Source organism: Actinacidiphila sp. bgisy167 (assembly GCF_965342175.1).
In the GTDB taxonomy this organism is placed as follows: Bacteria; Actinomycetota; Actinomycetes; order Streptomycetales; family Streptomycetaceae; genus Actinacidiphila.
On sequence record NZ_CBDRBL010000022.1, the window covers coordinates 53,645 to 75,995 of the forward strand.

Consider the following 22,351-nt stretch of genomic DNA (forward strand, 5'->3'; position numbering starts at 1 on the left):
TGTCCGTTCGACCCAGGAGGCCGCGTGAGCACCCCTTACCCCTTCACCGCGATCGTCGGGATGGCGGACCTGCGGCTGGCGCTGCTGCTGAACGCGGTCAGCCCCGCGGTGGGCGGTGTGCTGGTGCGGGGTGAGAAGGGCACCGCCAAGTCCACCGCCGTGCGGGCGCTGTCGGCGCTGCTGCCGGCCGTCGAGGTCGTCCCCGGCTGCCGCTTCGGCTGCGACCCGGCGGCAGCGGACCCGGCGTGCCCGGACGGGCCGCACGGCCCTGACGCGGGCTCCGAGAGCCGGCCGGCGCGCATGGTGGAGTTGCCGGTCGGCGCGTCCGAGGACCGTCTCGTCGGCGCCTTGGACATCGAACGGGCCCTGGCGGAGGGCGTGAAGGCCTTCGAGCCGGGACTGCTGGCCGACGCGCACCGCGGTGTGCTCTACGTGGACGAGGTCAACCTCCTCCATGACCACCTGGTGGACCTGCTGCTGGACGCGGCGGCCATGGGCGCCTCCTACGTGGAGCGGGAGGGCGTGTCGGTGCGTCACGCCGCGCGCTTCCTGCTCGTCGGCACCATGAACCCCGAGGAGGGCGAGCTGCGGCCGCAGTTGCTGGACCGCTTCGGCCTCACGGTGGAGGTCGCGGCGTCGCGGGAGACCGACGAGCGGGTGGAGGTCGTCCGGCGGCGCCTCGCCTACGACGCGGACCCGGCCGGCTTCGCCGCCGCCTGGCAGGCGGAGGAGCGGGAGCTGCGGCAGCGCATCGCGACGGCGCGCGCGCTGCTCCCGTCGGTCTCGCTGGGCGACGGCGCGCTCCGCCAGATCGCGGCGACGTGCGCGGCCTTCGAGGTGGACGGGATGCGCGCGGACATCGTCATGGCGCGCACGGCGACCGCGCTCGCTGCCTGGGGCGGGAGGTCCGCGGTGACCGACGCGGACGTGCGCCGGGCGGCGCTGCTCGCGCTGCCGCACCGGCGCCGCCGCAATCCCTTCGACGCCCCGGGACTGGACGAGGACAAGCTCGACGAGACCCTGGAGCGCAACCGCGGCCGGGACGACGACCCGGACCCGGGCCCGGACGGCGGCGGGCCTGACGGCGGTGGTCCTGGCGGCGGTGGTCCTGACGGGGGCGGTGGCGGCGGCGCCCCGGACGCCTCCCCCGACACCTCACCGGACATCGCACGGCCCCGGGAGCCCGCGGATCCCGGACCCCAGGCGGAGGGCGCGGACGCCGCACCCGGCGCAGGGGACCGGGCCGCGGCGCCCGCGGCCGAGCCGTTCACGGCCCGCGCCCTGACCGTGCCCGGCCTCGGGGAGGGCGCGGCCGGCCGCCGCTCCCGGGCCCGCACCGCGCACGGCAGGACGACCGGCGCCCGGCGCCCCCGAGGCGCCCTGTCCAAGCTCCATCTGGCGGCCACCGTGCACGCCGCGGCCCCGCACCAGCGGGCGCGGGGGCGCGGCGGCCCGGGCCTGGTGATCCGCCGGGACGACCTGCGCGAGGCGGTCCGCGAGGGCCGCGAGGGCAACCTCGTGCTCTTCGTCGTCGACGCCTCGGGATCGATGGCCGCCCGGCAGCGAATGAGCGCGGTCAAGGGCGCGGTGCTGTCGCTGCTGCTCGACGCCTACCAGCGGCGCGACAAGGTCGGCCTGATCACCTTCCGCGGCGCGACGGCGGAGCTGGCCCTGCCGCCGACCTCGTCGGTCGACGCGGGCGCGGCGCGCCTGGAGAAGCTGCCGACCGGCGGCCGCACCCCGCTGGCCGCCGGGCTGCTGAAGGCGCACGAGGTGCTGCGCGTGGAGCGGCTGCGGGACGCCTCGCGCCGCCCGCTGCTGGTCGTGGTCACCGACGGACGGGCGACCGGCGGCCCCGAGCCGGTCCGCACGGCCGGGCGCGCGGCGCGGCTGCTGGCGGCCGAGGGCACCGCCGCGGTGGTCGTCGACTGCGAGTCGGGGCCGGTGCGGCTGGGGCTCGCGGGCGAGCTGGCGCGCGAACTGCACGGTGCCGCCGTGACATTGGAGGAGCTGCGCGCGGACAGCGTCGCGGCACTGGTACGGGATGTACGGAGGGCCGCGTAATGCCACAGGGACAGCCGAGCGTCGTGCCGCAGGACGGCCTCACCACCCGTCAGCGCCGCAACCGGCCGCTGGTGATGGTGCACACCGGCACCGGCAAGGGGAAGTCCACCGCCGCCTTCGGTCTGGCGCTGCGGGCCTGGAACCAGGGCTGGCCTGTCGGGGTGTTCCAGTTCGTCAAGTCCGCCAAGTGGAAGGTCGGGGAGGAACGGGCGCTGCGCGTGCTCGGTGACTCCGGCGAGGGCGGCACCGTCGCCTGGCACAAGATGGGCGAGGGCTGGTCCTGGGTGCAGCGGGACATCTCCGAGAGCGAGGAGGCCGCGCGCGAGGGCTGGGAGCAGGTCAAGCGGGACCTTGCCGCCGAGACCTACCGGCTGTACGTGTTGGACGAGTTCGCCTACCCGCTGCACTGGGGGTGGATCGACACCGGCGAGGTGGTCTCGGTGCTCCGCGACCGGCCCGGCACCCAGCACGTCGTCATCACCGGACGCAACGCGCCGGCTCCGCTGCTGGACTTCGCGGACCTGGTCACCGAGATGGGCAAGGTCAAGCACCCGATGGACGCCGGCCAGAAGGGCCAGAAGGGCATCGAGTGGTAGCCCGGCTCGTCGTCGCGGCCCCTGCCTCGGGGAGCGGCAAGACCACCGTCGCGACGGGGCTGATGGCGGCCTTCGCCGAGGCCGGCCTCGCGGTCTCCCCGCACAAGATGGGCCCCGACTACATCGACCCCGGCTACCACGCCCTGGCCACCGGCCGCCCGGGCCGCAACCTGGACGCGTACATGTGCGGTCCGGAGCGGATCGCACCGCTGTTCCTGCACGGCGCGCGGGGCGCGGACGTGGCTGTCGTGGAGGGCGTGATGGGGCTCTTCGACGGCGCCTCGGGGATGGGGGAACTGGCCTCCACCGCGCATGTGGCGAAGCTGCTGCGGGCGCCGGTGGTCCTGGTGGTGGACGCCTCGTCGCAGTCCCGTTCGGTGGCGGCGCTGGTGCACGGCTTCGCCTCGTGGGACCCGCAGGTGCGGGTCGCCGGCGTCATCCTCAACAAGGTCGGCTCCGACCGGCACGAGGAGCTGCTGCGCGACGCCCTGGACGGCGCGGGCGTGCCCGTGCTGGGGGCCCTGCGGCGCGACGCGGCGGTCGGCACCCCGTCCCGTCACCTGGGTCTGGTCCCGGTCGCGGAGCGGCACGCGGACGCCGTCGAGGCCGTGCGGACGCTGGCCGCCCGGGTCCGGGCAGGCTGCGACCTGGAGGCACTGCTGGCGCTGGCGCGCAGCGCTCCCCCGCTCGCGGACGGGCCCTGGGACCCGGAGGAGGCGGCGGCCGGGGCTGCGCCGCCGGGCGCCCGGCCGGTGGTCGCGGTGGCGGGCGGGGCGGCGTTCACCTTCTCCTACACCGAACACGTCGAACTCCTCTCCTCGGCGGGGGCGGAGGTCGTCACCTTCGACCCGCTGCACGACGAGCGGCTGCCGGACGGAGCGTCGGGACTGGTCATAGGCGGCGGCTTCCCCGAGATGTACGCCCCCGAGCTGTCCGCCAACGCGCCGCTGCGCGAGGCTGTCGCCGCCTTCGCCGGGCCGGTGACCGCGGAGTGCGCGGGGCTGCTCTACCTCGGGCGGGAACTGGACGGACGTCCCATGTGCGGGGTGCTGGACACCACGGCCCGCATGGCGGACCGGTTGACCCTGGGCTACCGCGAGGCGGTCGCGATCGCCGACAACGCGCTGGCGGCCGCCGGGACCCGGGTGCGCGGCCACGAGTTCCACCGCACCGTCGTGGAGCCCGCCGCCGGGGCCACGCCGGCCTGGGGCGTCATCCGGCCGGAGCGGCGGGTGGAGGGTTTCGTGCAGGACGGCGTCCACGCGTCGTACCTGCACGTCCACTGGGCGGCCGAACCCGCACTGGCGCGGCGGTTCGTCGCTTCCTGCGCGGCCGGCGCGGGCGCGGCCCCGTGAGGGTCGTCGTCGGCGTCGGGGCGGGCCGCGGTGTGGCGGCGGCCGATGTGCTCGCGCTCCTCGGGTCGGTGCTCGACGAGGCCGGGGTACCGCGGTCCTGCGTCACGGCGCTGGCGAGCGTGGACGCCAAGGCGGGTGAGCCCGGCCTCCTCGAGGCGGCGGCGCGGCTGGGCGTCCCCCTGGTGACGTTCGACGCGTCCGCGCTGGCCGCGGTCGACGTGCCGAGTCCCTCGTCTGCGTCGCTGGCCGCGGTCGGCACGCCCTCCGTGGCGGAGGCGGCGGCGCTGGCCGCGACGGACGGCGGCGAACTGCTGGTGCCGAAGCGGACGTCCGGGCCCGGGGATGGCGCGGCGCGGGCGACGGCGGCGGTGGCGCGGCACCGCACGCCCGAACCCGGCGTACGCGGCGCACACGGCATGGACGGCACGACGCAGGAGACGGCACCATGCTGAGACCCCCACTCCCGCCCCCGGACGCACTCGAGCGGCGCGTCGACGCCGCGCTGGGCGGCGGCCCCGGCACACCGGCCGACCGGGCGGCGACCATGGTGCTGCTGGTCGGCGCCGGCTCGCCCGAGGCCGCGGACAACGCCGAAGTGGCCCGTATCGCACGGCTGCTGTGGGAGGGCGGCGGCTACGCGGGCGTGGAGGCGGCCTTCCTGACGACGGCGGCGCCGGACGTGCCTGCGGGCCTGGAACGCTGCGCGCGGCTCGGCGGCCGCCGGATCGTCGTGCTCACCTGCTTCCCCGCGGACGCAGGGGCCGAGGAGCAGACCTCGCGGCTGGTGGAGGACTGGGCGGGCGCCCGTCTTGAGGTCGAGGTACGGCACGCGCCGCCCGCCGGCGGCGAGAATCACGGCAGGCCCGCAGGCCCGGTGCCGGCCGATCACGCCGACGACCACGACCTACGGCACCATGGCGACGCCGAGGTCCGGGACGGCGGCGTCGGCCTCACCGACCTGGCCGTCAACGTGCGTGCCGGCACGCCCCCGCCGTGGCTCAAGCGACGCCTCGCCGCCACCCTCGACGGACTGGCCGGTTACCCCGACGACCGCGCCGCACACCGAGCGGTCGCCGCCCGCCATGGCCGCCGGGTGGATGAGGTGCTGCTCACGGCGGGTGCCGCGGAGGCGTTCGTCCTGCTGGCCCGCACCACCCGGGCCCGGCACGCGGTCGTCGTGCACCCGCAGTTCACCGAGCCCGAGGCGGCACTGCGCGACGCCGGGCATCCTGTCCACCGCGTCCTGCTGCGAGCGGAGGACGGCTTCCGACTCGACCCGGCTGCGGTCCCCGACGACGCCGATCTGGTGGTCGTCGGCAATCCGACCAACCCCACCTCGGTACTGCATCCCGCGGCGGACCTCGCCCGCCTGGCCAGGCCGGGCCGCACCCTCGTCGTCGACGAGGCGTTCATGGACGCGGTCCCCGGTGAACCCGAGAGTCTCGCCGCCCGCCGCGACCTTCCCGGTCTGGTGGTGCTGCGCAGCCTCACCAAGACCTGGGGGCTGGCCGGCCTGCGCGTCGGCTATGTCCTCGGGGACCGCGAACGGGTGGCGGCGCTGCGCCGCGCACAGCCCCTGTGGGCGGTCTCGACGCCCGGCCTCGCCGCAGCCGAGGCCTGCTGCGCTCCCGCGGCCCTCGCGGAGGCGGCGGAGGCGGCCCGCCGTGTCGCCGCCCACCGCGACCACCTGCTGCGCCGGCTCGCCAAGTTCGACGGCATCGAGGTCGCGGGCCCCGCACAGGGTCCCTTCGTACTGCTGCGCCTCCCCGAGGCGGCCTGCGTCCGCGACCGCCTGCGGGACCTCGGTTTCGCCGTCCGTCGCGCCGACACCTTCCCCGGTCTGTCCCCCGACTGGCTCCGCCTCGCCGTCCGGGATCCCGCCACGACCGACCGCTTCGCGACCGCCCTGTCGAAGGCGCTGTCGTAGGCATTGTCGTAGGCATTGTCGTAGGCGCTGGTAAGCCCGGCCGGTCGAGGCCCGAGCACGCCGTCGTGCCGTCGGCGGCGTCGGTGGCATCGGTGCCCTCGCCGGTCGTCCTGGGCGCCGCCCGCTCTCGTGGGCCGGCTCCGCCAGGCGCGTCCTGACGACCGGTCAGCACGTGGAGGGCGACTCCGGACACTTGGCCGCCCTCCACGTCCCCCTGACCCCGCCGCCGGGGGTCGCCCGGATTCGTCAGTCCCGGGTGCTCTCGGCCGCCGCCTTGCGACGGGTCGCGCGGACCGCGAGGAAGCCCGCGGCGAGCAGCAGCACCGAACCGCCCGCGAGATACGGGGTCATGGAGCTGCTGCCGGTCTCGGCGAGGTCGCCTGCGGTCGCGGGCGCGGCCTGCGGGGACTGGTCGGCGCGCGCGGACTCCGACGGCGCGGGCGACTCCGAGGGCTCGGTGGACGGCGAGGGCTGCTCGGACCCGCCGCCCGTCTGCGGCTCCTGACCGCTGCCGCCGCTGCCGGATCCGCCACCGCTGCTGCCGCCGTTGTCGCCGCCACCATGGTCGCCACCGCCACCGCCGTGCCCGCCCCGGCGGGGCGTCTCGCAGGTGGCCTCGGCGAGGGTGACGGTGCCGCTCACCTCGGCGACGCCGAGCTTGAGCGGGTTCACCTCCACCGACAGTTCCAGTGCGGTGGCGGCGGCGCCGCGCGAGGTGACGGTCCTCTCGGCGAGTTCGAGGCGGACCTCGCCCACGCCGGGCACCTCCACCCGGGTCGGGCCGCCTGCCGAGACGTCGACGCGCTTGCCGAGGACGACGACGTGGCCGGGCAGTTCGACGTCGGCGACCGGCCTGCGGCCGGCCTCGCACGTGGCGCGCGCGGAGATCAGGTCGGCCTTGATGAGCCCGAGGAGCGGCAGTCCGGGCAGATTGACGCGCGCCTTGACGAGCTTGGCGAAGCCCTCCGCCTTGCGGCGGTCGGCGGTGGCCCGGGCGGTGGCGACCTCGGCGCGCAGGACGCTGAACGGCCTGCCATGGTCGACCCCGTCGAGGGTGGCGGTGAGCGCGGTCTCGTCGGCGCTCGCCGGTGCGTGCACCTCGTTGAGCGTCAGGGTCAGCGGCACGTCGACGGACTTGCGGAGCAGCGAGACATCCAGGTCGGTGCGCAGGACGACCGCACCGGCCTTGCCGGACGAGCTGTTGGTCCCCCCGGTCGCGGCGGCCGGGGACGCGGGCCCCAGCGCGAGGGCGCCAGCCGCCATCGCGACGGCGGCTCCCAGCGCGGCGGCGGGACGGCGCGCGGGCATGCTGAAGGGAGAGCTGGACAAGTGGAAAACCCCCAAAATGGTCATGGAGTCGCCACAGCGCCGCTGAAGGGGACAGCGCGCTCGCCGGGCGACCTCGACCCCGTAATGATTTACGTACGGAGAGTGAACCGGTGCCCGCCCGGGCCCGGTTCACTCCAAAGGGTGGTTTTCGCCTCCGTATTCGACACCTGAGGCACACGCGTTCCCGCGCGTCACACCTGCGCTCGTGCGTACTCGAGCAGCTTGGCGAAGTCGAGCGCGCCGGGATCCCCATGGGAGTTGTGGCAAAGCAGCCCCCGCGCCACATAGGTGCGCGCCGAGGTCGACAGCGAGGCGATCGGCTGTTCCCCCAGGGGCTCGACCGCGAGCACCTGCGCCTCTCCCGTGGCGTCGGCGACCGCGGCGCCCTCCCAGGCGCCCGCCGCACCGGCCCGCCCGTCGGCGAGGGCGACGATCCGGTGCTTGAACGGGGTGAGTTCGCGACTGGTCATCCACGCGTCGCCGTGCGGCAGACGCACCAGCCACGGGTGGTCGGCCGTCGCGACGACCTCGCCCAGCGCCGTGGTCACCCGGTACGCGTCCTTGCGCGCCGGGTCGTTGCGGGTCACCACCCCGCGGCGGAGCCGCCGTCGCCCCTGAACGCCGGAGGTCTCCTCCTCGTCGAAGCACGCGATCTCGTCGCCGACTGACAGGTCGCCGGCACGGGACCAGCTCAGGTCGGCGCGGAGCACCGGGGTGTCCGGGTGCACGCAGTTCTCCGGCACGTGCTGGTGGCCGCAGATCCCGCGGAAGGCGTTCCACTCCCGTCCGGTCATCCGCTGGCCGCCCGCCGTCCCGTACGAGCGGGGGTAGGGCGGCCAGAGCTTCGGCCCCTTGAGCGGCACGCCGTGCTGGGTGTGCATCCAGGCCAGGAACTCGGCGAGTTCACGCAGCGCCCACCGGGGGGCCTTGGGCCAGTAGATGTGCCGGTTGGCCGTACCCCAGTTCTCGTGCCGGACGGGGTCGCAGGTGCCCACCAGCTCCACCTGGCACACGTTGAGAGTGTTGGTCTCCACCCCGCCGGGACGGTTGACCAGGGCGCGCGAGGAGATGTCGATGTCGAAGTGCTGGTACCAGACCAGCTTCTCGTCCTCGAAATCCGGTTTCGCCGTGAGGTTGGGCGCGCTGCTCCCGCCCCCGTACGTCGGCACGCTGCGGCCCTCGGTCGTGTGCAGCACGATGGCGTTGACCTCCATCGCGGCACCGCCGTAGTCGTCCTGATACCAGTATCTGCGTGAGGCCCCCGGGTACTTCTGCGGTCCTTGCCTGGTCATGGTGCTCCCCGTCCCGTTGCGGTGTCGGAAGGTACGACAATCGCAGCACGACGGAACGGGACAGATCGACTGTTGCCCTAAAGGATCACCCGAATCGGCGATCCTGCATCATTCCGGGCGCATTGGTGGTGACGGTTCGTCGGGCGACCGGCCCGTGTCCGCCGGGTCACCCCACCACGCGGCCGCGCAGCACGATGCGCCGGGGCGCGGCCAGCACACGCACGTCGGCGCGCGGGTCCTGCGGGTAGACGACCAGGTCCGCGGAAGCCCCCTCGGTGAGGCCCTCGCGGCCGAGCCACTCGCGGGCGGACCAGGTGGCGGCGGAGAGCGCGTCGAGAGCGGGCAGGCCGGCCGTGACGAGCTCGGCGACCTCGCCGGCGACCAGTCCGTGCGCGAGGGAGCCGCCGGCGTCGGTGCCGGCGAAGATCCGGATGCCCGCTTCGTACGCGGCGCGGACGGTGTCGTAGCGGCGGGCGTGCAGCCGGCGCATGTGGTCGGACCAGCGCGGGAACTTGGCCCGGCCGCCGTCCGCGAGGTCCGGGAAGGTCGCGATGTTGACCAGGGTGGGGACGATGGCCACCTGGTGCTCGGCGAAGAGCGGGATGGTGTCCTCGGTGAGCCCGGTGGCGTGCTCGACGCAGTCGATCCCGGCCTCGACCAGGTCCCGCAGGGAGTCCTCGGCGAAGCAGTGGGCGGTGACGCGGGCGCCCTCGTCGTGGGCGGCGGCGATGGCGGCCTCGAGCGCTTCGCGCGGCCAGCAGGCCGTGAGGTCGCCGGCCTCGCGGTCGATCCAGTCGCCCACCAGCTTGACCCATCCGTCGCCGCGCCGGGCCTCCCGGCGGACATGGGCGACCAGGTCCTCGGGCTCGATCTCCCAGGCGTAGTCGCGGATGTAGCGGCGGGTGCGGGCGATGTGCCGGCCGGCCCTGATGATCCGCGGGAGGTCCTCGCGGTCGTCGATCCAGCGCGTGTCGGAGGGCGAGCCGGCGTCGCGGAGCAGCAGGGCCCCCGCGTCGCGGTCGGTGAGGGCCTGCTTCTCGGAGGTGCCCGGGTCGACCGGGCCGTGCTGGTCGAGGCCGACGTGGCAGTGGGCGTCGACCAGTCCGGGCAGGACCCAGCCCTCGACGGAGGTGAGGTCGCGCAGGCCGGCGGGGCGCTCGTAGGTGACCCGGCCGCCGACCACCCAGAGTTCGTCCCGCACGTCCTGGGGCCCGGCCAGGATGCGGCCCTTGACGTGCAGCGCTTGCGGAGCCTCGCGATCAGCCATGTCTGCACTCTACGAGCCTGGGGATACGCTCGGGCCGTACACCCCTCGACGAAGGAAGCAGCGCCACCGTGTCCCACCCCCTGCTCGACCTGCCCCCGCTGACCGCCGAGCGCTTCGCCTCGATCGAGCGCCGAGTCGCCGCGCTGCTGCGCACCGAGCACGACGTCGTGATCACGCAGGGCGAGGCCCTGCTGCCGCTGGAGGGCTGCATCCGCGGCGGCGCGCGGCCGGGTTCGACGGCACTGAACGTGGTGACCGGGCCGTACGGCCAGACGTTCGGCAACTGGCTGCGGGACGCGGGCGCCGCCGTGGTCGACCTGGAGGCGCCCTTCCACGCCGCCGCGACCGCACGGGACGTCGAGCGGGCGCTGGCCGACCACCCGGAGATCGACTTCGTGTCGCTGGTGCACGCGGAGGCGGCCACCGGCAACACCAACCCGGTGGCGGAGATCGGCGAGGTCGTCCGGGCGCACGGCGCGCTGTTCATGGTCGACGCGGTCGCGTCGGTGGCGGCCGAGCCGCTGCTGGTCGACGCGTGGGGCGTGGACCTGTGCGTGATCGGCGCCCAGAAGGCGATGGGCGGGCCCGCCGGGGTGTCGGCGGTGTCGGTGAGTGAGCGCGCGTGGCAGCGGCTGGCGGACAACCCGGCGGCGCCGCGCCGCTCGTACCTGTCGCTGCTGGACTGGAAGGAACGCTGGATCGACGCCGGGCGCAGGGCCCTGCCGCACGCGCCCGCGCAGCTGGAGATGCTGGCGCTCGAGGCGTGCCTGGAGCGGATCGAGGAGTCGGGGCTCGACGCGGTGGTCGCCCGGCACCGCGCCGCCGCGGCGGCGACCCGGGCCGGCGCCGCGGCGCTGGCCGGCGCCGTCGAGCCCTATGTGCACCGGGACGAGGACGCCGCGCCGGTCGCGACGACACTGCGCACCCTGGACGGCATCGCCGCCGACGCCCTGGTCGCCGACGCCCTGGCGCTGGAGCCGGGGCTTCCGCTGGTCGCCGGCGGCGGGGCCCTGGCCAAGGAGATGATCCGGGTCAACCACTACGGCCGGGACGCCGACCCGGCTGCGGTCGTCCGCACCCTGCGCGCCCTGGCCGGCGCCCTGGGGGCGGACCCCGACCCGGCCGTGGCGGCGGCCGAGGCCGCCTGGCAGGGCTGACTCCACCGCTCCGCCGCCCTGGACCGCCTGGCGGTCCAGGGCTGTCCGGACGGCTACCGCGATCGCGATGCCGCCGTCGCGCTCCTCCGCGCCGGGCGCCTGGAAGCGCCGGGCCCCGGACGGCCGGTGGCGGTCGCGCTCGGGACCGAGGGTGGGGAAGCCGCCGGGTGCCCAGCGCGAAGACCTGAGGAGAAGGCGGGGGCACGCGCCCCCGCCGCCCGGCGCGAACGCCCCGCGCGCGGCGACCGGCACGGGCGCCGACAGCACCCCGGCAGCGGCCGCCGTGACACGCCTGTCCGCGCGGCACGGCGGCCCAGCCGAGGTCAGCCCTCGCGGCGCCCGTCGACGCGGCGCGGCACCCCTGACGGGTTCCCGTCCCGCAGCTCCGCCGGCAGCAGCGCCTGCGGCGCGTCCTGGTACACGACGGGCCGCAGCCACCGCTCGATCGCCGTCCCGCCGACCGACGTGGACGTCGAGGTCGTCGCCGGGTACGGCCCGCCGTGGTGCATCGCCGGGGCCACCGCGACTCCCGTGGGCCAGCCGTTCACCACGACACGCCCCGCCAGCGGCGTGAGCCGGCGCAGCAGTTCCGCGCCGGAGCCCCCGGCCTCCGCGCCCCCGTCGCCGCCGGACGCCTCGGCCTCGCTCATGTGCGCCGTCGCCGTGAGGTTCCCGGGCAGCCGCCCGAGTACCGCCTCGGCCTCCTCCTCACTGCCGTAGCGCGCGACGACCGTGACCGGCCCGAAGTGCTCCTCCAGCAGCGCGTCGTACGCACCGCCGGCGGCGAGCCGGGCCGCGTCGACGGAGACGAAGCCGGCCCGCACGAGGCGCTCACCCCCGTCGCCGGGCTCGACCGGCGCCTCCACCCCAGCCAGCTCGGTCAGTTCGCGCACGCCCGCGATGAAGTTGTCCCGCATGCGGGCGTCGAGGAGTGTGCCGGGGGCGACGTCGCCCACCGCGGCCGCCAGGGACTTCAGGAGGCGGTCGCCCGCCTCCCCCGCCGGGGCCAGCACAAGGCCGGGCTTGACGCAGAACTGGCCGACGCCGAGCGTCATGGATGCGGCGAGCCCCGAGCCGATCTGCTCGGCGCGCTCCTCGGCCGCGGCCCGGGTGATGACGACCGGGTTGAGACTGCCGAGTTCGCCGTGGAACGGGATGGGCGCCGGTCGCGCCGCGGCGGCGTCGAAGAGGGCGCGCCCGCCCCGCACGGAACCGGTGAAGCCGGCGGCGGAGACCAGCGGGTGCTTGATGAGGTCGATGCCGGCCTGGAACCCGTGCACCACCGAGACGACGTCCGCGGGCAGCCCGACCGCGACGGCCGCGCGGCGCAGCGCGTCCGCGCACAGCTCGCTCGTCGCCGGGTGGTCGGGGTGGGCCTTGACGACGACGGGGCAGCCCGCGGCGAGCGCGCTGGCGGTGTCGCCACCCGGCACGGAGAAGGCGAGCGGGAAGTTGCTGGCGGCGTACACGGCCACGACCCCGAGCGGGATCTTGTAGCGCCGCAGGTCGGGCCGGGGCGGGACGAGGGCGGCGTCGGCGTGGTCGATGATGACGTCGAGGAAGGCGCCCTCCTCGACGATCTCGGCGAAGGCCCGCAACTGATAGGTGGTGCGGCCGAGTTCGCCGGTGAGGCGGGCCGGCCCGAGGGCGGTCTCCGCGTCGGCGGCCTCCAGGATGCGGGGGCCGGCCTCCTCGAGGAAGTCGGCGGCGGTGCGCAGCAGCCGGGCCCGCACCGCGCGGTCGGCCAGTGCCGGGGAGGCCGCGGCGGCGGCGCGCACCGCGGCGTCGACCTCCTCGGCGGTGGCTTCGACGGCGACCTGCTCCCGCTGCTTCCCTGTCCGGGGATCGACGCTCCACACTGGTACGGCCACCGCGGTACCTCCAGGCCTTCCGTTCGATATGCTGAACAGCATCCACAATTGTGAATGCGTTCGGGAGCCTACTTGTGCGGATCCCGGCCGAACAAGAGGGGTCCACTCCAGATGGCTGCAGGTGAGGGCGGGGCGCAGGTCAAATCCGCGGTGCGGACGGTGGAGTTGCTGGAGTACTTCGCCGGCCGGCCCGGCATGCACAGCCTGGCCGCGGTCCAGGAGGCCGTCGGCTACCCCAAGTCCAGCCTGTACATGCTGCTGCGCACGCTCGTGGACCTGGGCTGGATCGAGACCGACGCCACTGGCACGCGCTACGGCATCGGCGTGCGCGCGCTGCTGGTCGGCACCTCCTACATCGACGGCGACGAGGTGGTCGCCGCGGCCCGCCCGACCCTGGACCGGCTCTCGGACGACACCAGCGAGACCATCCACCTGGCCCGCCTCGACGGCACCAGCGTGGTGTACCTGGCGACCCGCCAGTCGTCGCATTACCTGCGGCCGTTCACCCGGGTCGGACGCCGGCTGCCGGCCCACTCCACCTCGCTCGGCAAGGCGCTGCTCGCCACGTACACCGACGAGCAGGTCCGGGGGCTGCTGGCGGAGACGCTGGAGCCGCTCACCGAGCACACCCACACCGACCGCGAGAAGCTGATCGCCGAGCTGCACCAGATCCGCGAGCAGGGCTACGCCGTGGACCGCGAGGAGAACACGCTCGGCCTGCGCTGCTTCGGCGTGGCCGTGCCCTACCGCACCCCCGCCCGTGACGCGATCAGCTGCTCGGTGCCGGTGGCCCGGCTGACCCCGGGCCACGAACAGCTGATCAAGGACGCCCTCTTCGACGCGCGCGACCGCCTCACGCTGGCGACGCGCTGCTTGTGACCTCCCCCGTCACGACTCCTCATGGAGCACGCGGAAAGGGCCCGCGGACGCACCGACCGGCCGACCACCCGCCCGCCGGTGAGCAGTTCGGCGCCCGGCACGTCCAGGGGCGCCTTCGCCTCGGCCTGCGGCAAGAGCGCTTCTCCGAGGACCCGAACGTCAGCGTGCCGCTCAGCGGCTGCGTCCACGCGCCGGCCGCGCTCGACACACCGCTGCTGCCGATGATCGCGGGCGACGATCCCGAGCGGGGCGGACCACCCGCTACAACACCGCCGGGCACGTCGCGAGGGTGCTGCCGGCGTCCAGCCGCTCGGGCAACCCGGTCGCCGGGCGACTGGAGGAGACGGGCGTCCCGTCCGTCGCCCGCGGGGAGCCGCTGGGGCAGGGCGCCCGGGTCGCCCGCATGGCGGCGGACGAAGGGGGCGGCGCGCACCGGATGGTGCGGCCGCCGCTCGCCCGCATCGCGGTCGACGAGCCGTCCGCAGTGATCCTCCCTACGGAGCTGCTACAGCGCACTTCTCCATGAACATCCCCTAGGATCATGGTAGTTGGGGCGTCGAAGCCGCCGCCCCCCGACTTGGAGGACCGGTGCGTCTCCCCCGCTCCCTTTCCGGCTGGACCATGGCCGTCTTCGGCCTGCTCGCCGCCGCGCTCGGCATCGTCGGGATCGTCTCGCCCGCCGTACAGCTGTCCCTGCTCGGCTTCCAGCAGCCGGACCAGCGCGCGGCCGGCGACTACACCCTGGTGTTCCTCACCGCTTCCTCGATGGCGGCGCTCAACATGGGCGTCTACTACGTCCTGGCGGCCCTCGCCGACTGGCGCGCCTTCTTCCGCTGGACGGTCCCGTTCCGGCTGCTGACCTGCACCGTCTTCACCGGCGCCGTGGTGTTCGGCCGGGCGCCGTCCGGCTTTCTCGGCGTCGGCGCGTGGGAGGGGGTGGGCGCGCTGGTGACGGGCGCGGCCCTCTGGCACGAGGGCCGCGCGGCCCGGGCGGCCGCCGAGGGCGCCCAGGCGGCGTGATCGGGCCGCGGGCGGCCCTCCCGGGCCTCGCACCCGTGCGCACCCCGAGGACGGGCGGCCTCGCGGTGGGACGCGAAGGGCCCGCGCCCGCCGGCGGTCACCTGCGCAGGGCGCACTCGGCTCGGTCCCAGAGGCGGTCCGCCGCGATCGGGTCCACGGCGTGGGGCGCGACGCCGCCGGGGTACTCCTCGTCGCCGCCGACGACGGGCGCCTCCTGGTTGTCCTCGAAGTAGCGCCCGGTCACCCCGTCCAGCAGCGGTGAGGCCGCGAGCAGCACCGATGTGGCGGCGCCCTGCTCGACGGTCTTGTGGTACGGCTGCGGCACGATCTCGCCGTGGTCGTCCGTCACCCCCATCGCCCGCATGGTGGCGGCGTCGATGTGGCGCTTGAGGTTGGTGCTGAGGATCCACCCGGGGTTGAGCGCGTTGGCGGTGATGCCGTCGGCGGCCCACCGGCGGGCGCCGACGGCGAACAGGACGTCGGCGGTCTTGGACTGCCCGTAGGCCGTCCACGGGTCGTAGGGGCGCCGCTCGAAGTGCGGGTCGCCGAAGTCGAAGGCGGCGTCCTTGTGCGCGCCGGAGCTGACGATCACCAGGCGTGCCGACCCCGCCGCCCGCAGTTCGGGGTGGAGCGCCGTGGCGAGGGCGAAGTGCCCGAGGTGGTTGACGGCCAGTTGCAGCTCCCATCCCTGCTCGGTGACCTGGCGGTCGGGGAGGGCCATGACCCCGGCGTTGGCCACGAGGATGTCGAGGGGGCCGCTCCATTCGCGCGCGAAGTGCGCGACGGAGGCGAGGTCGGCCAGGTCGAGGGGGCGTACGTCGACCCGGTCGGCGCCGGCGGCCGTGGCGGCGAGCCCGTGCAGTGCGGGCGCAGCGGCGGCGGGGTCGCGTGTGGCGACGGTGACGTGCGCGCCGGCCTCGGCCAGGGCCCGGACCGTCTCCAGTCCGATGCCGGACGCGCCGCCGGTCACGAGGGCACGCCGGCCGGTGAGGTCGACTCCCTCGACGACCTCCAAGGCCGTGGCGTGGAAGGAGAAAGGTGTCTGCAGAAGGTGGTGGTCGAGCACAGGAGACCTCGAAGGGAAGGGAAGAACAGGTACTCACGTCAGGCTAGGGACAGCAGCGCGCATCCTCCATAATGAAGAGTCCGGAAAACTTGATTCATCGTCCAGGGTCTTCGGGAGGCACGCATGGATCCGCTCGAGGACGTCCTGGCCCTGCTGGAGACCAGGGCCCACCTGTCGACGGGCCTCGTGGCGGGCGGCGAGTGGGCCGTGCGCTTCGGGGCGCCGACCGGGGTGAAGTTCAACGCGGTCCGGCGGGGCGGGTGCCTCCTGGAGGTCGAGGGGACTCCCCGTCCGGTGGAACTGGCCGCGGGCGACTGCTTCCTGCTCACGCAGGCCCGTCCGTTCGTGCTGCGCAGCGCCCCCGGCGTGGCGCCGGTCGACGCGGAACCGGTGTTCGCCGCGGCGGAGGGCGGCTTCGCCAAGGTCGGCCGGGGCGACGAGGTGCTGCTCGTCGGCGGCCGCTTCTCCTTCGGCGACCGCGCGCGGAGCCTTCTGCTGGACGCGTTGCCGCCGGTCATCCATGTGCCCGCGGCGACCGAGCACGCCGAGACCGTGCGCTGGGCACTGGAGCAGATCGGGCAGGAACTGCTGCGACGGCCCTTCGCCGCCACCTTGGTGGCGGAGCACCTGGCCGTCGTCATGCTGGTCCATGTGCTGCGTCTGCACCTGGCGGCCGAGCCGCAAGGCGCGGGCTGGCCGGCGGGCCTTGCCGACCCCGTGGTGGCACCCGCGCTGGCAGCGCTGCACAGCGCGCCGGCGCACCCCTGGACGGTCGCCGAACTCGCCGGGGCCAGCGGGGTGTCGCGCTCCACGCTCGCCGCGCGGTTCAAGCGGACCGTGGGCTGCCCGCCGCTGGACTACCTCAGGCGGTGGCGCATCGAGCTCGCCGCGCAGCGCCTGCGCACGGGTACCGAGACCCTGGCCGTCATCGCCCACGCGGTCGGCTACGGCTCGGAGAGCGCGCTCAGCACGGCCTTCAAGGAGGTGACGGGGAGCTCTCCGCGCGCGTATAGGGGCGGCGCCGCGGCCTGACGGGTGCCGGACGCGGTGCGGTGGCGCGGTCAGGGCCGCACGGGCTGGCGCAGTCCGCAGCACGCGAGCACGCGGTGCAGGCGTTCCTCGCCCGCCGCGGCAAGGGGCGGGAGCAGGAGTGTCGCAAGGCCCGCCTCCACCGCCGCGCCGTCGTGACCGGAGCGGTCCCCGACCATCAGCGCTTCATCGGGGCCCACCCCCAGTTCGCGCAACGCGAGCCGGAAGACGGCGGGGTCGGGCTTGCAGACGCCGTGCTCGAAGGACAGCACGAACCGGTCGACATGGCCGTCCAGGCCCGCCGCCGCGAACCAGGGGCGGATGTCGAAGTGGATGTCGCTGACCACGGCCACCAGCAGGCCGGCGGCTTTCAGCGTCGCGAGCGTCCGCTCCACGTCCGCGGCGAAGAGGGCCACGTCCGGGTGGGCCAGTTCGGCGTACAGGGCGTCGGCCAGCGCCTCATCGATGCCTGCGGCCGAGGTCCAGCGCCGGAAACCGGCACGATAGGACGCGACGGACACGTCCGCGCCGCTCATAGCCCGCGCGACCTCGGGTTCCCTGACGGCCGCGTCAAGAGCCGCGCTGAGCCGTCGTACCTCTGGCGGCGCGACCTCCCGGGCGAGACGCCGCAACGCGCCCTCGATCCACGGCCCGCCCTTGGGACCGGCGTGGTCAGGACCCCATCTGGGGACGATGAGCGTCCCCACCCAGTCCAGCAGGACGGCCCTGAAAGCGGGCATGTTCCCCCCCGGCGAACCAGTTGACGATGCCGGGCAGTCTGCCACGCCGCACCGCCGCGGTCGGCGCCGCCCTTCGTGCCCCGGCGCGAACACGCGGCACGCGGCGCCGGCCCGCCCGCGCGCAATGCGCACGCCTCACCCCGCCCCCGTCAGGAACGCCCGGACGGCCGCAAGGTCCTCCGCGGACGCAAGTCCCGCGTGGTAGAGGCGCAGCTCCGTCGCCCCCGCGGCCCGCGCCCGGGCCGCGTCCGCGGCGAGCGTGCCGGGGCTGCCGCCCATCCCGGCGACCACGGGGACGTTGGCCGCCAGCACCGTCCCGGGTCGCGCGTGCGGCACGCAGGCGGCGACCAGGTCCGCGCCTGGGAGCACGAGTCCGTCGGCGTGGCCGAGGACGTGCCCCGGGTCGACGCCGGCGTTGGCCCCGCAGCGGTGCGCGTGCGGGTCGGCGTGCAGCAGCACCTGGAACCCCGGTGCCGCGGCCGCCCGTACGGCCTCCACCGCGGCCCGCTGCACATCCCGCGCGACGGAACCCCGCCACGTCATGGTCAGCCGCGCGCGGTCCGCCCCGAGCAGCGCCTCGACGTCGGCCCATTCGTCGTCTCCCGGCGTCCACTCCCCAGCCCACACCGGCGCGAGGGCCCCGCGCACGGCCGCCCGCAGCTCGGCCGGGTCGGCGCCCAGCCCGCGGTAACCCGCCTCGCACGCGGGGCAGAAGCACAGGGACATCAGGTACTGCGCGGCCCCGGTCAGCGGCACCCCGCCCGTCTTGTCGTGGGCGTGCAGGTGCGGGAAGCCGTACCAGCCGCACGATTCCAGTTCCGTGCCGCCCGTCCCGGTCCCCGGCCGCACCGCGGCCTCCGCGGCCAGGTCGACGACGTAGTCGCGCACGTCCGGCTGCGCGATGCACGGCGCCCAGGGGTAGCGGTCGCCGTAGGCGTTGCGCACGCTCACCCGTGGGTGTTCGTCCCCGAGGCGGGAGTTGTGGGCCAGCACGACCCAGGAGTGCACGGCCAGTCCCGCCGCGCGCAGGGCGCGGGCGGCCTCGCCGTAAGCGTCCTCGGCGCCCGCCCAGTCCTGGGTGTACGGGCGCAGGGCGCGTCCTGCCCAGCGGCGCTCGTCGGGCGGGTAGAGCACGGCCGCGTGGCGGGCCGTGACGACCCGGTGCCCGGGGTGGCGGGGGGTCAGCGCCCGCGTGGAGTGGTAGGCGGAGGCAAGGCTGACCTGGTGGACTCCGAGGCTCGCTATGCGCTCCGCCGCCCGCGGGTCGCCGACGACGTCCCAGGGGTAGACGAAGGTGGAGGCTCTCAAGGCGGCTCCTGGGTGTGTGGGTTGACGCGGGCACCACCGTACGGCGGTGCCGGTCTCAGTCCTCACCGACCAGGGCGAGGCCGCGGTCGATGAGCTCGGCGAGTTCCTTGATGTGCGCGGGGGAGGGCTCGGACAGCGGCGGGCGCACCTCTCCGACGTCGAGCCCGCGCAGCCGGACCCCGGCCTTGACCAGGGAGACGGCGTAACCGCGGCCCTGCCGGCGCAGTTCCACCAAGGGCCGGTAGAAGCCGTCGAGAAGGGCGTTGACGACGGCGTCGTCGCCGCCGGTCAGGGCGCGGTGGAAGGCGAGGGCGATCTCGGGCGCGAAGCAGAAGACGGCGGAGGAGTACAGGTGGACCCCGATGCCGCGGTAGGCGAGGCCGGTGAGCTCGGCGGTCGGGAGGCCGTTGAAGTAGCGGAAGTCGCGGTCGGGGACGGTGCTGCGGACGGCGCTGATTATGCGCTGCATCAGGTCGAGGTCGCCGACGCCGTCCTTGAGGCCGATGACGCGCGGGACGCGGGCGAGCCGGGCGACGGTCTCGGGGGTGAGGACGGCGTTGTCGCGCTGGTAGACGATGACGTCGAGCGAGGTGCCCTCGACGAGCGCCGCGTAGTGCCGCAGCAGTCCCGCCTGGTCGGCGACGACGAGGTAGGGGGGCATGGCGAGCAGCCCGTCGGCGCCCGCCTCCTCGGCGAGGCGCGCGAAGCGCAGAGCCAGTGCGGTGCCGTATCCGGCGCCGGCGACGACCGGGACCCGGCCCGCGGTCTCCTCGACGGCGGCGGCGACGCAGGCGCGGTACTCCTCGGGCGTCAGCGCGTGGAACTCGCCGGTGCCGCAGCAGGCGAAGACCGCCCCGGCTCCTGCCTCGACACCGCGGCGCACGTGTGTGCGGAACACGTCCAGGTCGAGGGAACCGTCCGGGCCGAAGGGCGTCACGGGGAAGAACAGCAGGCCGTCGAGGCGCGCGGAGAGTGAGGCCGCATCGGTCATCGGGTTCTCCCTGGAGACGGGCGCCTGTGCGCTCTTCTGATCGATGTCTATATGCATGAACGCGCTCACGCTAAGGCAGCGCATTAGGCACGGTCAAGGAAGACACCGCAAGGGGAGGGAGCTTGACGCTTCCGCAGGCACTCCCTAGCGTGTCTATGAATATGAATGATGTCCATGCACATGGACGTCTCTTCCGAGGAGGCCAGCGCATGCCCGCTCCCCGCACCGTCCTGCTCACCGGCGCCGCGGGCGGCGTGGGCACGCTGATGCGCGAGCTGCTGCCGGCGTACGGCTACGAGCTGCGCCTCCTCGACATGCTCCCCGTCGAGGGCGCTCCCGACGCGGTCACCGCGGACCTGGCGGACCGCGCCGCCCTGCGCGAGGCCGTGCGCGGTGTCGAAGCGATCATCCACCTCGCCGGCATCTCCGTGGAAGCCTCCTTCGAGAAGATCCTGCGCGCCAACATCGAGGGCTCTTACCACCTCTATGAGGCCGCCCGCGAGGAGGGCGTGCCGAGGATCGTCCTCGCCTCCAGCAACCACGCGGTCGGCTTCACCCCGCGTCCGGTCGGCGGCGACCCGCTCATCCCGATCGACACCCCGCGTCGCCCCGACACCTTCTACGGCCTGTCCAAGGGCTTCGGTGAGGACCTCGCCCAGCTCTACTGGGACCTGCACGGCCTGGAGACGGTGTCGATCCGCATCGGCTCCTGCTTCCCCGAGCCCACGTCGGTGCGCATGCTCTCCCTCTGGCTGAGCCCCGGGGACTGCGCGCGCCTGCTGCACGCGGCCCTCACCGCCGAGGGCGTCGGGCACACCGTGGTCTACGGCAGCTCCGCCAACACGCGGCTGTGGTGGGACCTGTCCTCCGCGCGGGCGCTGGGCTACGAGCCGCAGGACGATTCCGAGCCCTTCGCGGCCGGGCTCGTCGCCGAGCAGGGCGAACTCGACCCGGCGAACCCCGACCACGTCCACCTCGGCGGGCACTTCACCACGCACCCGCCCATCTGGCCCCACTGACCCCGCTCCCGCTCCCGGCCCGCAGCCGGCGCTCACGGGCCGGGTCACCGCGGTCCGCGCCGCCGCCGTCCGCGGGGGCCGGCACAGGTGCCACGCGGCACGGGAAAAGCGCGTTCGGTAATGGAACCGTAAACCCGGAACGCTCGTTAAGCCGAACATGACCGCAATGACACCAGGCTCGAACATCCCGCTCCCCGCGGCGCGCGTGGCCGTGGAGGTATCCGCGCCCGTGCGGCTGGATGTGTCGGGCCTCCTGATCGCCGCCGACGGCAAGGTGCGCTCCGACGACGACTTCGTCTTCTACAACCAGCCTGCGGGGCCGGGTGTGACCTACCGGTCCGGTGGCGGCGCCGCCCCCGACGCGATCACGGTCGACACGGCGGCCGTGCCCTCCGACATCGAGAAGATCGTCGTGACGGCCAGTCCCGACGCGCCCGGGGCCACCTTCGCCGGCACCGAGCCCACGGCGACCGTGCGGGACGCGGACAGCGGCGCCGTTCTCGCGACGTTCACCCCGCCCGCGCTGAGCAGCGAGACCGCGCTCGTCGTCGTCGAGATCTACCGCCGCGCGGGCGCCTGGAAGGCCCGCGCGGTCGGTCAGGGGTACGCGAACGGGCTGGCGGGCATCGCCACCGACTTCGGCGTCTCCGTCGACGAGCCCGCGGCCGCCGCGCCGCAGGTGCCGCCCATGGCACCGCCCATGGCATCCCCGCCGCCCGCCGCCATGACACCGCCTCCCGCTCCCCCGGCACCCCCGGCGCCCCCGGCCGCGCCTGCCCCGCCGGCCGGCACGGGCAAGATCAACCTGGACAAGGGCCGGGTCAATCTGCAGAAGAACCAGACGGTCTCCCTGGTCAAGGGCGGCAAGCCGCTGATGGCCTCGGTCCGCATGGGCCTCGGCTGGGAGCCCGCCTACCGCGGCAAGGACATCGACCTGGACGCCTCGGTCATCGCGTACGGGCCGCAGCGCAACCACATCGAGTCCTGCTACTTCGGCCGGCTCACGATCCTGAACGGCGCGATCCAGCACTCCGGCGACAACCTCACCGGCGAGGGCGCGGGCGACGACGAGGTCATCACCGTCCACCTCGGCGGGCTGCCGCCCGAGGTCACCGGCCTGGTCTTCACGGTGAACTCCTTCTCCGGCCAGAAGTTCAACCAGGTCGCCAAGGCCTACTGCAGGCTGATGGACGGCACGACGGGCGAGGAACTGGTGCGCTTCGACCTCACCGGCGCCGAACCCCGCACGGGCGTGATGATGGCGAAGTTCATCCGCCAGTTCTCCGGCGAGTGGGAGATGACGGCGATGGGCGACTTCGTCGACTCACGGACCGTCAAGGGCATGGTCAAGCCCGCCGCGCAGGCGCTCTGAGCGACACGACCGCGCCCGGTGGCCCGTGCGCAAGGCGCGGGAGGGGCCACCGGGCGCGGTCCGGGTGGT

20 protein-coding genes are annotated in these 22,351 nt (G+C 74.8%); 12 read left to right on the forward strand and 8 right to left on the reverse strand.

Annotation, left to right across the window (positions count from 1 at the left end):
• Positions 1-24 precede the first annotated feature (24 nt).
• From ACRWND_RS11660 to cobC, 5 genes are all read left to right on the forward strand, one after another.
• Positions 25-2,064, forward strand: coding sequence for a putative cobaltochelatase (locus ACRWND_RS11660; RefSeq protein WP_431948624.1), 2,040 nt, complete (start codon positions 25-27; stop codon positions 2,062-2,064).
• Complete coding sequence (cobO, locus tag ACRWND_RS11665) at positions 2,064-2,660, forward strand: cob(I)yrinic acid a,c-diamide adenosyltransferase (protein WP_431948625.1); 597 nt, start codon at positions 2,064-2,066, stop codon at positions 2,658-2,660. The genes ACRWND_RS11660 and cobO overlap by 1 nt, the downstream gene beginning before the upstream one ends.
• Positions 2,654-4,015 (forward strand): cobyrinate a,c-diamide synthase, encoded by a 1,362-nt coding sequence (locus tag ACRWND_RS11670; RefSeq protein WP_431948626.1) that lies wholly within the window; start codon positions 2,654-2,656, stop codon positions 4,013-4,015. Before cobO ends, ACRWND_RS11670 begins: the two co-directional genes overlap by 7 nt.
• A complete protein-coding gene (locus ACRWND_RS11675) occupies positions 4,012-4,467 on the forward strand; it encodes a cobalamin biosynthesis protein (RefSeq protein ID WP_431948627.1) in 456 nt (151 codons plus the stop codon). Before ACRWND_RS11670 ends, ACRWND_RS11675 begins: the two co-directional genes overlap by 4 nt.
• A gap of 92 nt (positions 4,468-4,559) precedes the next feature.
• Positions 4,560-5,942 (forward strand): Rv2231c family pyridoxal phosphate-dependent protein CobC, encoded by a 1,383-nt coding sequence (cobC, locus tag ACRWND_RS11680; protein WP_431948657.1) that lies wholly within the window; start codon positions 4,560-4,562, stop codon positions 5,940-5,942.
• Between the two features lie 246 nt (positions 5,943-6,188).
• Here the strand turns inward: cobC and ACRWND_RS11685 are convergent, their stop codons facing one another.
• The 3 genes from ACRWND_RS11685 to ACRWND_RS11695 form a co-directional block, all read right to left on the reverse strand.
• A complete protein-coding gene (locus tag ACRWND_RS11685; protein ID WP_431948658.1) occupies positions 6,189-7,250 on the reverse strand; it encodes an SCO1860 family LAETG-anchored protein in 1,062 nt (353 codons plus the stop codon).
• Positions 7,251-7,462: 212 nt separating this feature from the next.
• Positions 7,463-8,563, reverse strand: a complete 1,101-nt coding sequence (locus ACRWND_RS11690) for a Hint domain-containing protein (RefSeq protein ID WP_431948628.1) — start codon at positions 8,561-8,563, stop codon at positions 7,463-7,465.
• 166 nt (positions 8,564-8,729) lie between these two features.
• Positions 8,730-9,830, reverse strand: coding sequence for an amidohydrolase family protein (locus ACRWND_RS11695; protein ID WP_431948629.1), 1,101 nt, complete (start codon positions 9,828-9,830; stop codon positions 8,730-8,732).
• 68 nt (positions 9,831-9,898) lie between these two features.
• Here ACRWND_RS11695 and ACRWND_RS11700 point away from each other — a divergent pair, with 68 nt between their 5' ends.
• Entirely contained in the window at positions 9,899-10,987 is a 1,089-nt protein-coding gene (locus ACRWND_RS11700; RefSeq protein WP_431948630.1) for a pyridoxal-phosphate-dependent aminotransferase family protein, read from the forward strand.
• Between the two features lie 323 nt (positions 10,988-11,310).
• Here ACRWND_RS11700 and ACRWND_RS11705 read toward each other — a convergent pair whose 3' ends face one another.
• Positions 11,311-12,858 carry an aldehyde dehydrogenase (NADP(+)) gene (locus ACRWND_RS11705; protein WP_431948631.1) on the reverse strand — a complete coding sequence of 516 codons (1,548 nt, stop codon included), beginning with the start codon at positions 12,856-12,858 and terminating at the stop codon, positions 11,311-11,313.
• Positions 12,859-12,969: 111 nt separating this feature from the next.
• On the opposite strand from ACRWND_RS11705, the gene ACRWND_RS11710 reads away from it, so the two are divergent.
• From ACRWND_RS11710 to ACRWND_RS11720, 3 genes are all read left to right on the forward strand, one after another.
• Positions 12,970-13,737: an IclR family transcriptional regulator gene (locus ACRWND_RS11710; protein ID WP_431948632.1), complete on the forward strand. Its 768-nt coding sequence runs from the start codon at positions 12,970-12,972 to the stop codon at positions 13,735-13,737.
• Between the two features lie 289 nt (positions 13,738-14,026).
• Positions 14,027-14,263 (forward strand): hypothetical protein, encoded by a 237-nt coding sequence (locus ACRWND_RS11715; protein ID WP_431948633.1) that lies wholly within the window; start codon positions 14,027-14,029, stop codon positions 14,261-14,263.
• 95 nt (positions 14,264-14,358) lie between these two features.
• Positions 14,359-14,757 (forward strand): hypothetical protein, encoded by a 399-nt coding sequence (locus tag ACRWND_RS11720; RefSeq protein WP_431948659.1) that lies wholly within the window; start codon positions 14,359-14,361, stop codon positions 14,755-14,757.
• 97 nt (positions 14,758-14,854) lie between these two features.
• On the opposite strand, the gene ACRWND_RS11725 is transcribed toward ACRWND_RS11720, so the two are convergent.
• The gene (locus ACRWND_RS11725; RefSeq protein WP_431948634.1) at positions 14,855-15,823 is read right to left on the reverse strand and encodes an SDR family NAD(P)-dependent oxidoreductase; all 969 of its coding nucleotides are present in this window, start codon (positions 15,821-15,823) and stop codon (positions 14,855-14,857) included.
• Positions 15,824-15,946: 123 nt separating this feature from the next.
• Here ACRWND_RS11725 and ACRWND_RS11730 point away from each other — a divergent pair, with 123 nt between their 5' ends.
• Positions 15,947-16,855 (forward strand): AraC family transcriptional regulator, encoded by a 909-nt coding sequence (locus ACRWND_RS11730; protein ID WP_431948635.1) that lies wholly within the window; start codon positions 15,947-15,949, stop codon positions 16,853-16,855.
• A 29-nt stretch (positions 16,856-16,884) separates the two neighbouring features.
• On the opposite strand, the gene ACRWND_RS11735 is transcribed toward ACRWND_RS11730, so the two are convergent.
• The 3 genes from ACRWND_RS11735 to ACRWND_RS11745 all read right to left on the reverse strand — a co-directional run bounded on the left by ACRWND_RS11735 (position 16,885) and on the right by ACRWND_RS11745 (position 19,891).
• On the reverse strand, positions 16,885-17,592 hold the full coding sequence (locus ACRWND_RS11735; protein WP_431948636.1) for an HAD family hydrolase: 708 nt from the start codon (positions 17,590-17,592) through the stop codon (positions 16,885-16,887).
• A 135-nt stretch (positions 17,593-17,727) separates the two neighbouring features.
• On the reverse strand, positions 17,728-18,900 hold the full coding sequence (locus ACRWND_RS11740; protein WP_431948637.1) for a hypothetical protein: 1,173 nt from the start codon (positions 18,898-18,900) through the stop codon (positions 17,728-17,730).
• Between the two features lie 55 nt (positions 18,901-18,955).
• Positions 18,956-19,891: a 5-dehydro-4-deoxyglucarate dehydratase gene (locus tag ACRWND_RS11745; RefSeq protein WP_431948638.1), complete on the reverse strand. Its 936-nt coding sequence runs from the start codon at positions 19,889-19,891 to the stop codon at positions 18,956-18,958.
• 209 nt (positions 19,892-20,100) lie between these two features.
• On the opposite strand from ACRWND_RS11745, the gene ACRWND_RS11750 reads away from it, so the two are divergent.
• Positions 20,101-20,910, forward strand: a complete 810-nt coding sequence (locus ACRWND_RS11750; RefSeq protein ID WP_431948639.1) for an NAD-dependent epimerase/dehydratase family protein — start codon at positions 20,101-20,103, stop codon at positions 20,908-20,910.
• 166 nt (positions 20,911-21,076) lie between these two features.
• Positions 21,077-22,282, forward strand: a complete 1,206-nt coding sequence (locus ACRWND_RS11755) for a TerD family protein (protein ID WP_431948640.1) — start codon at positions 21,077-21,079, stop codon at positions 22,280-22,282.
• Positions 22,283-22,351 lie beyond the last annotated feature (69 nt).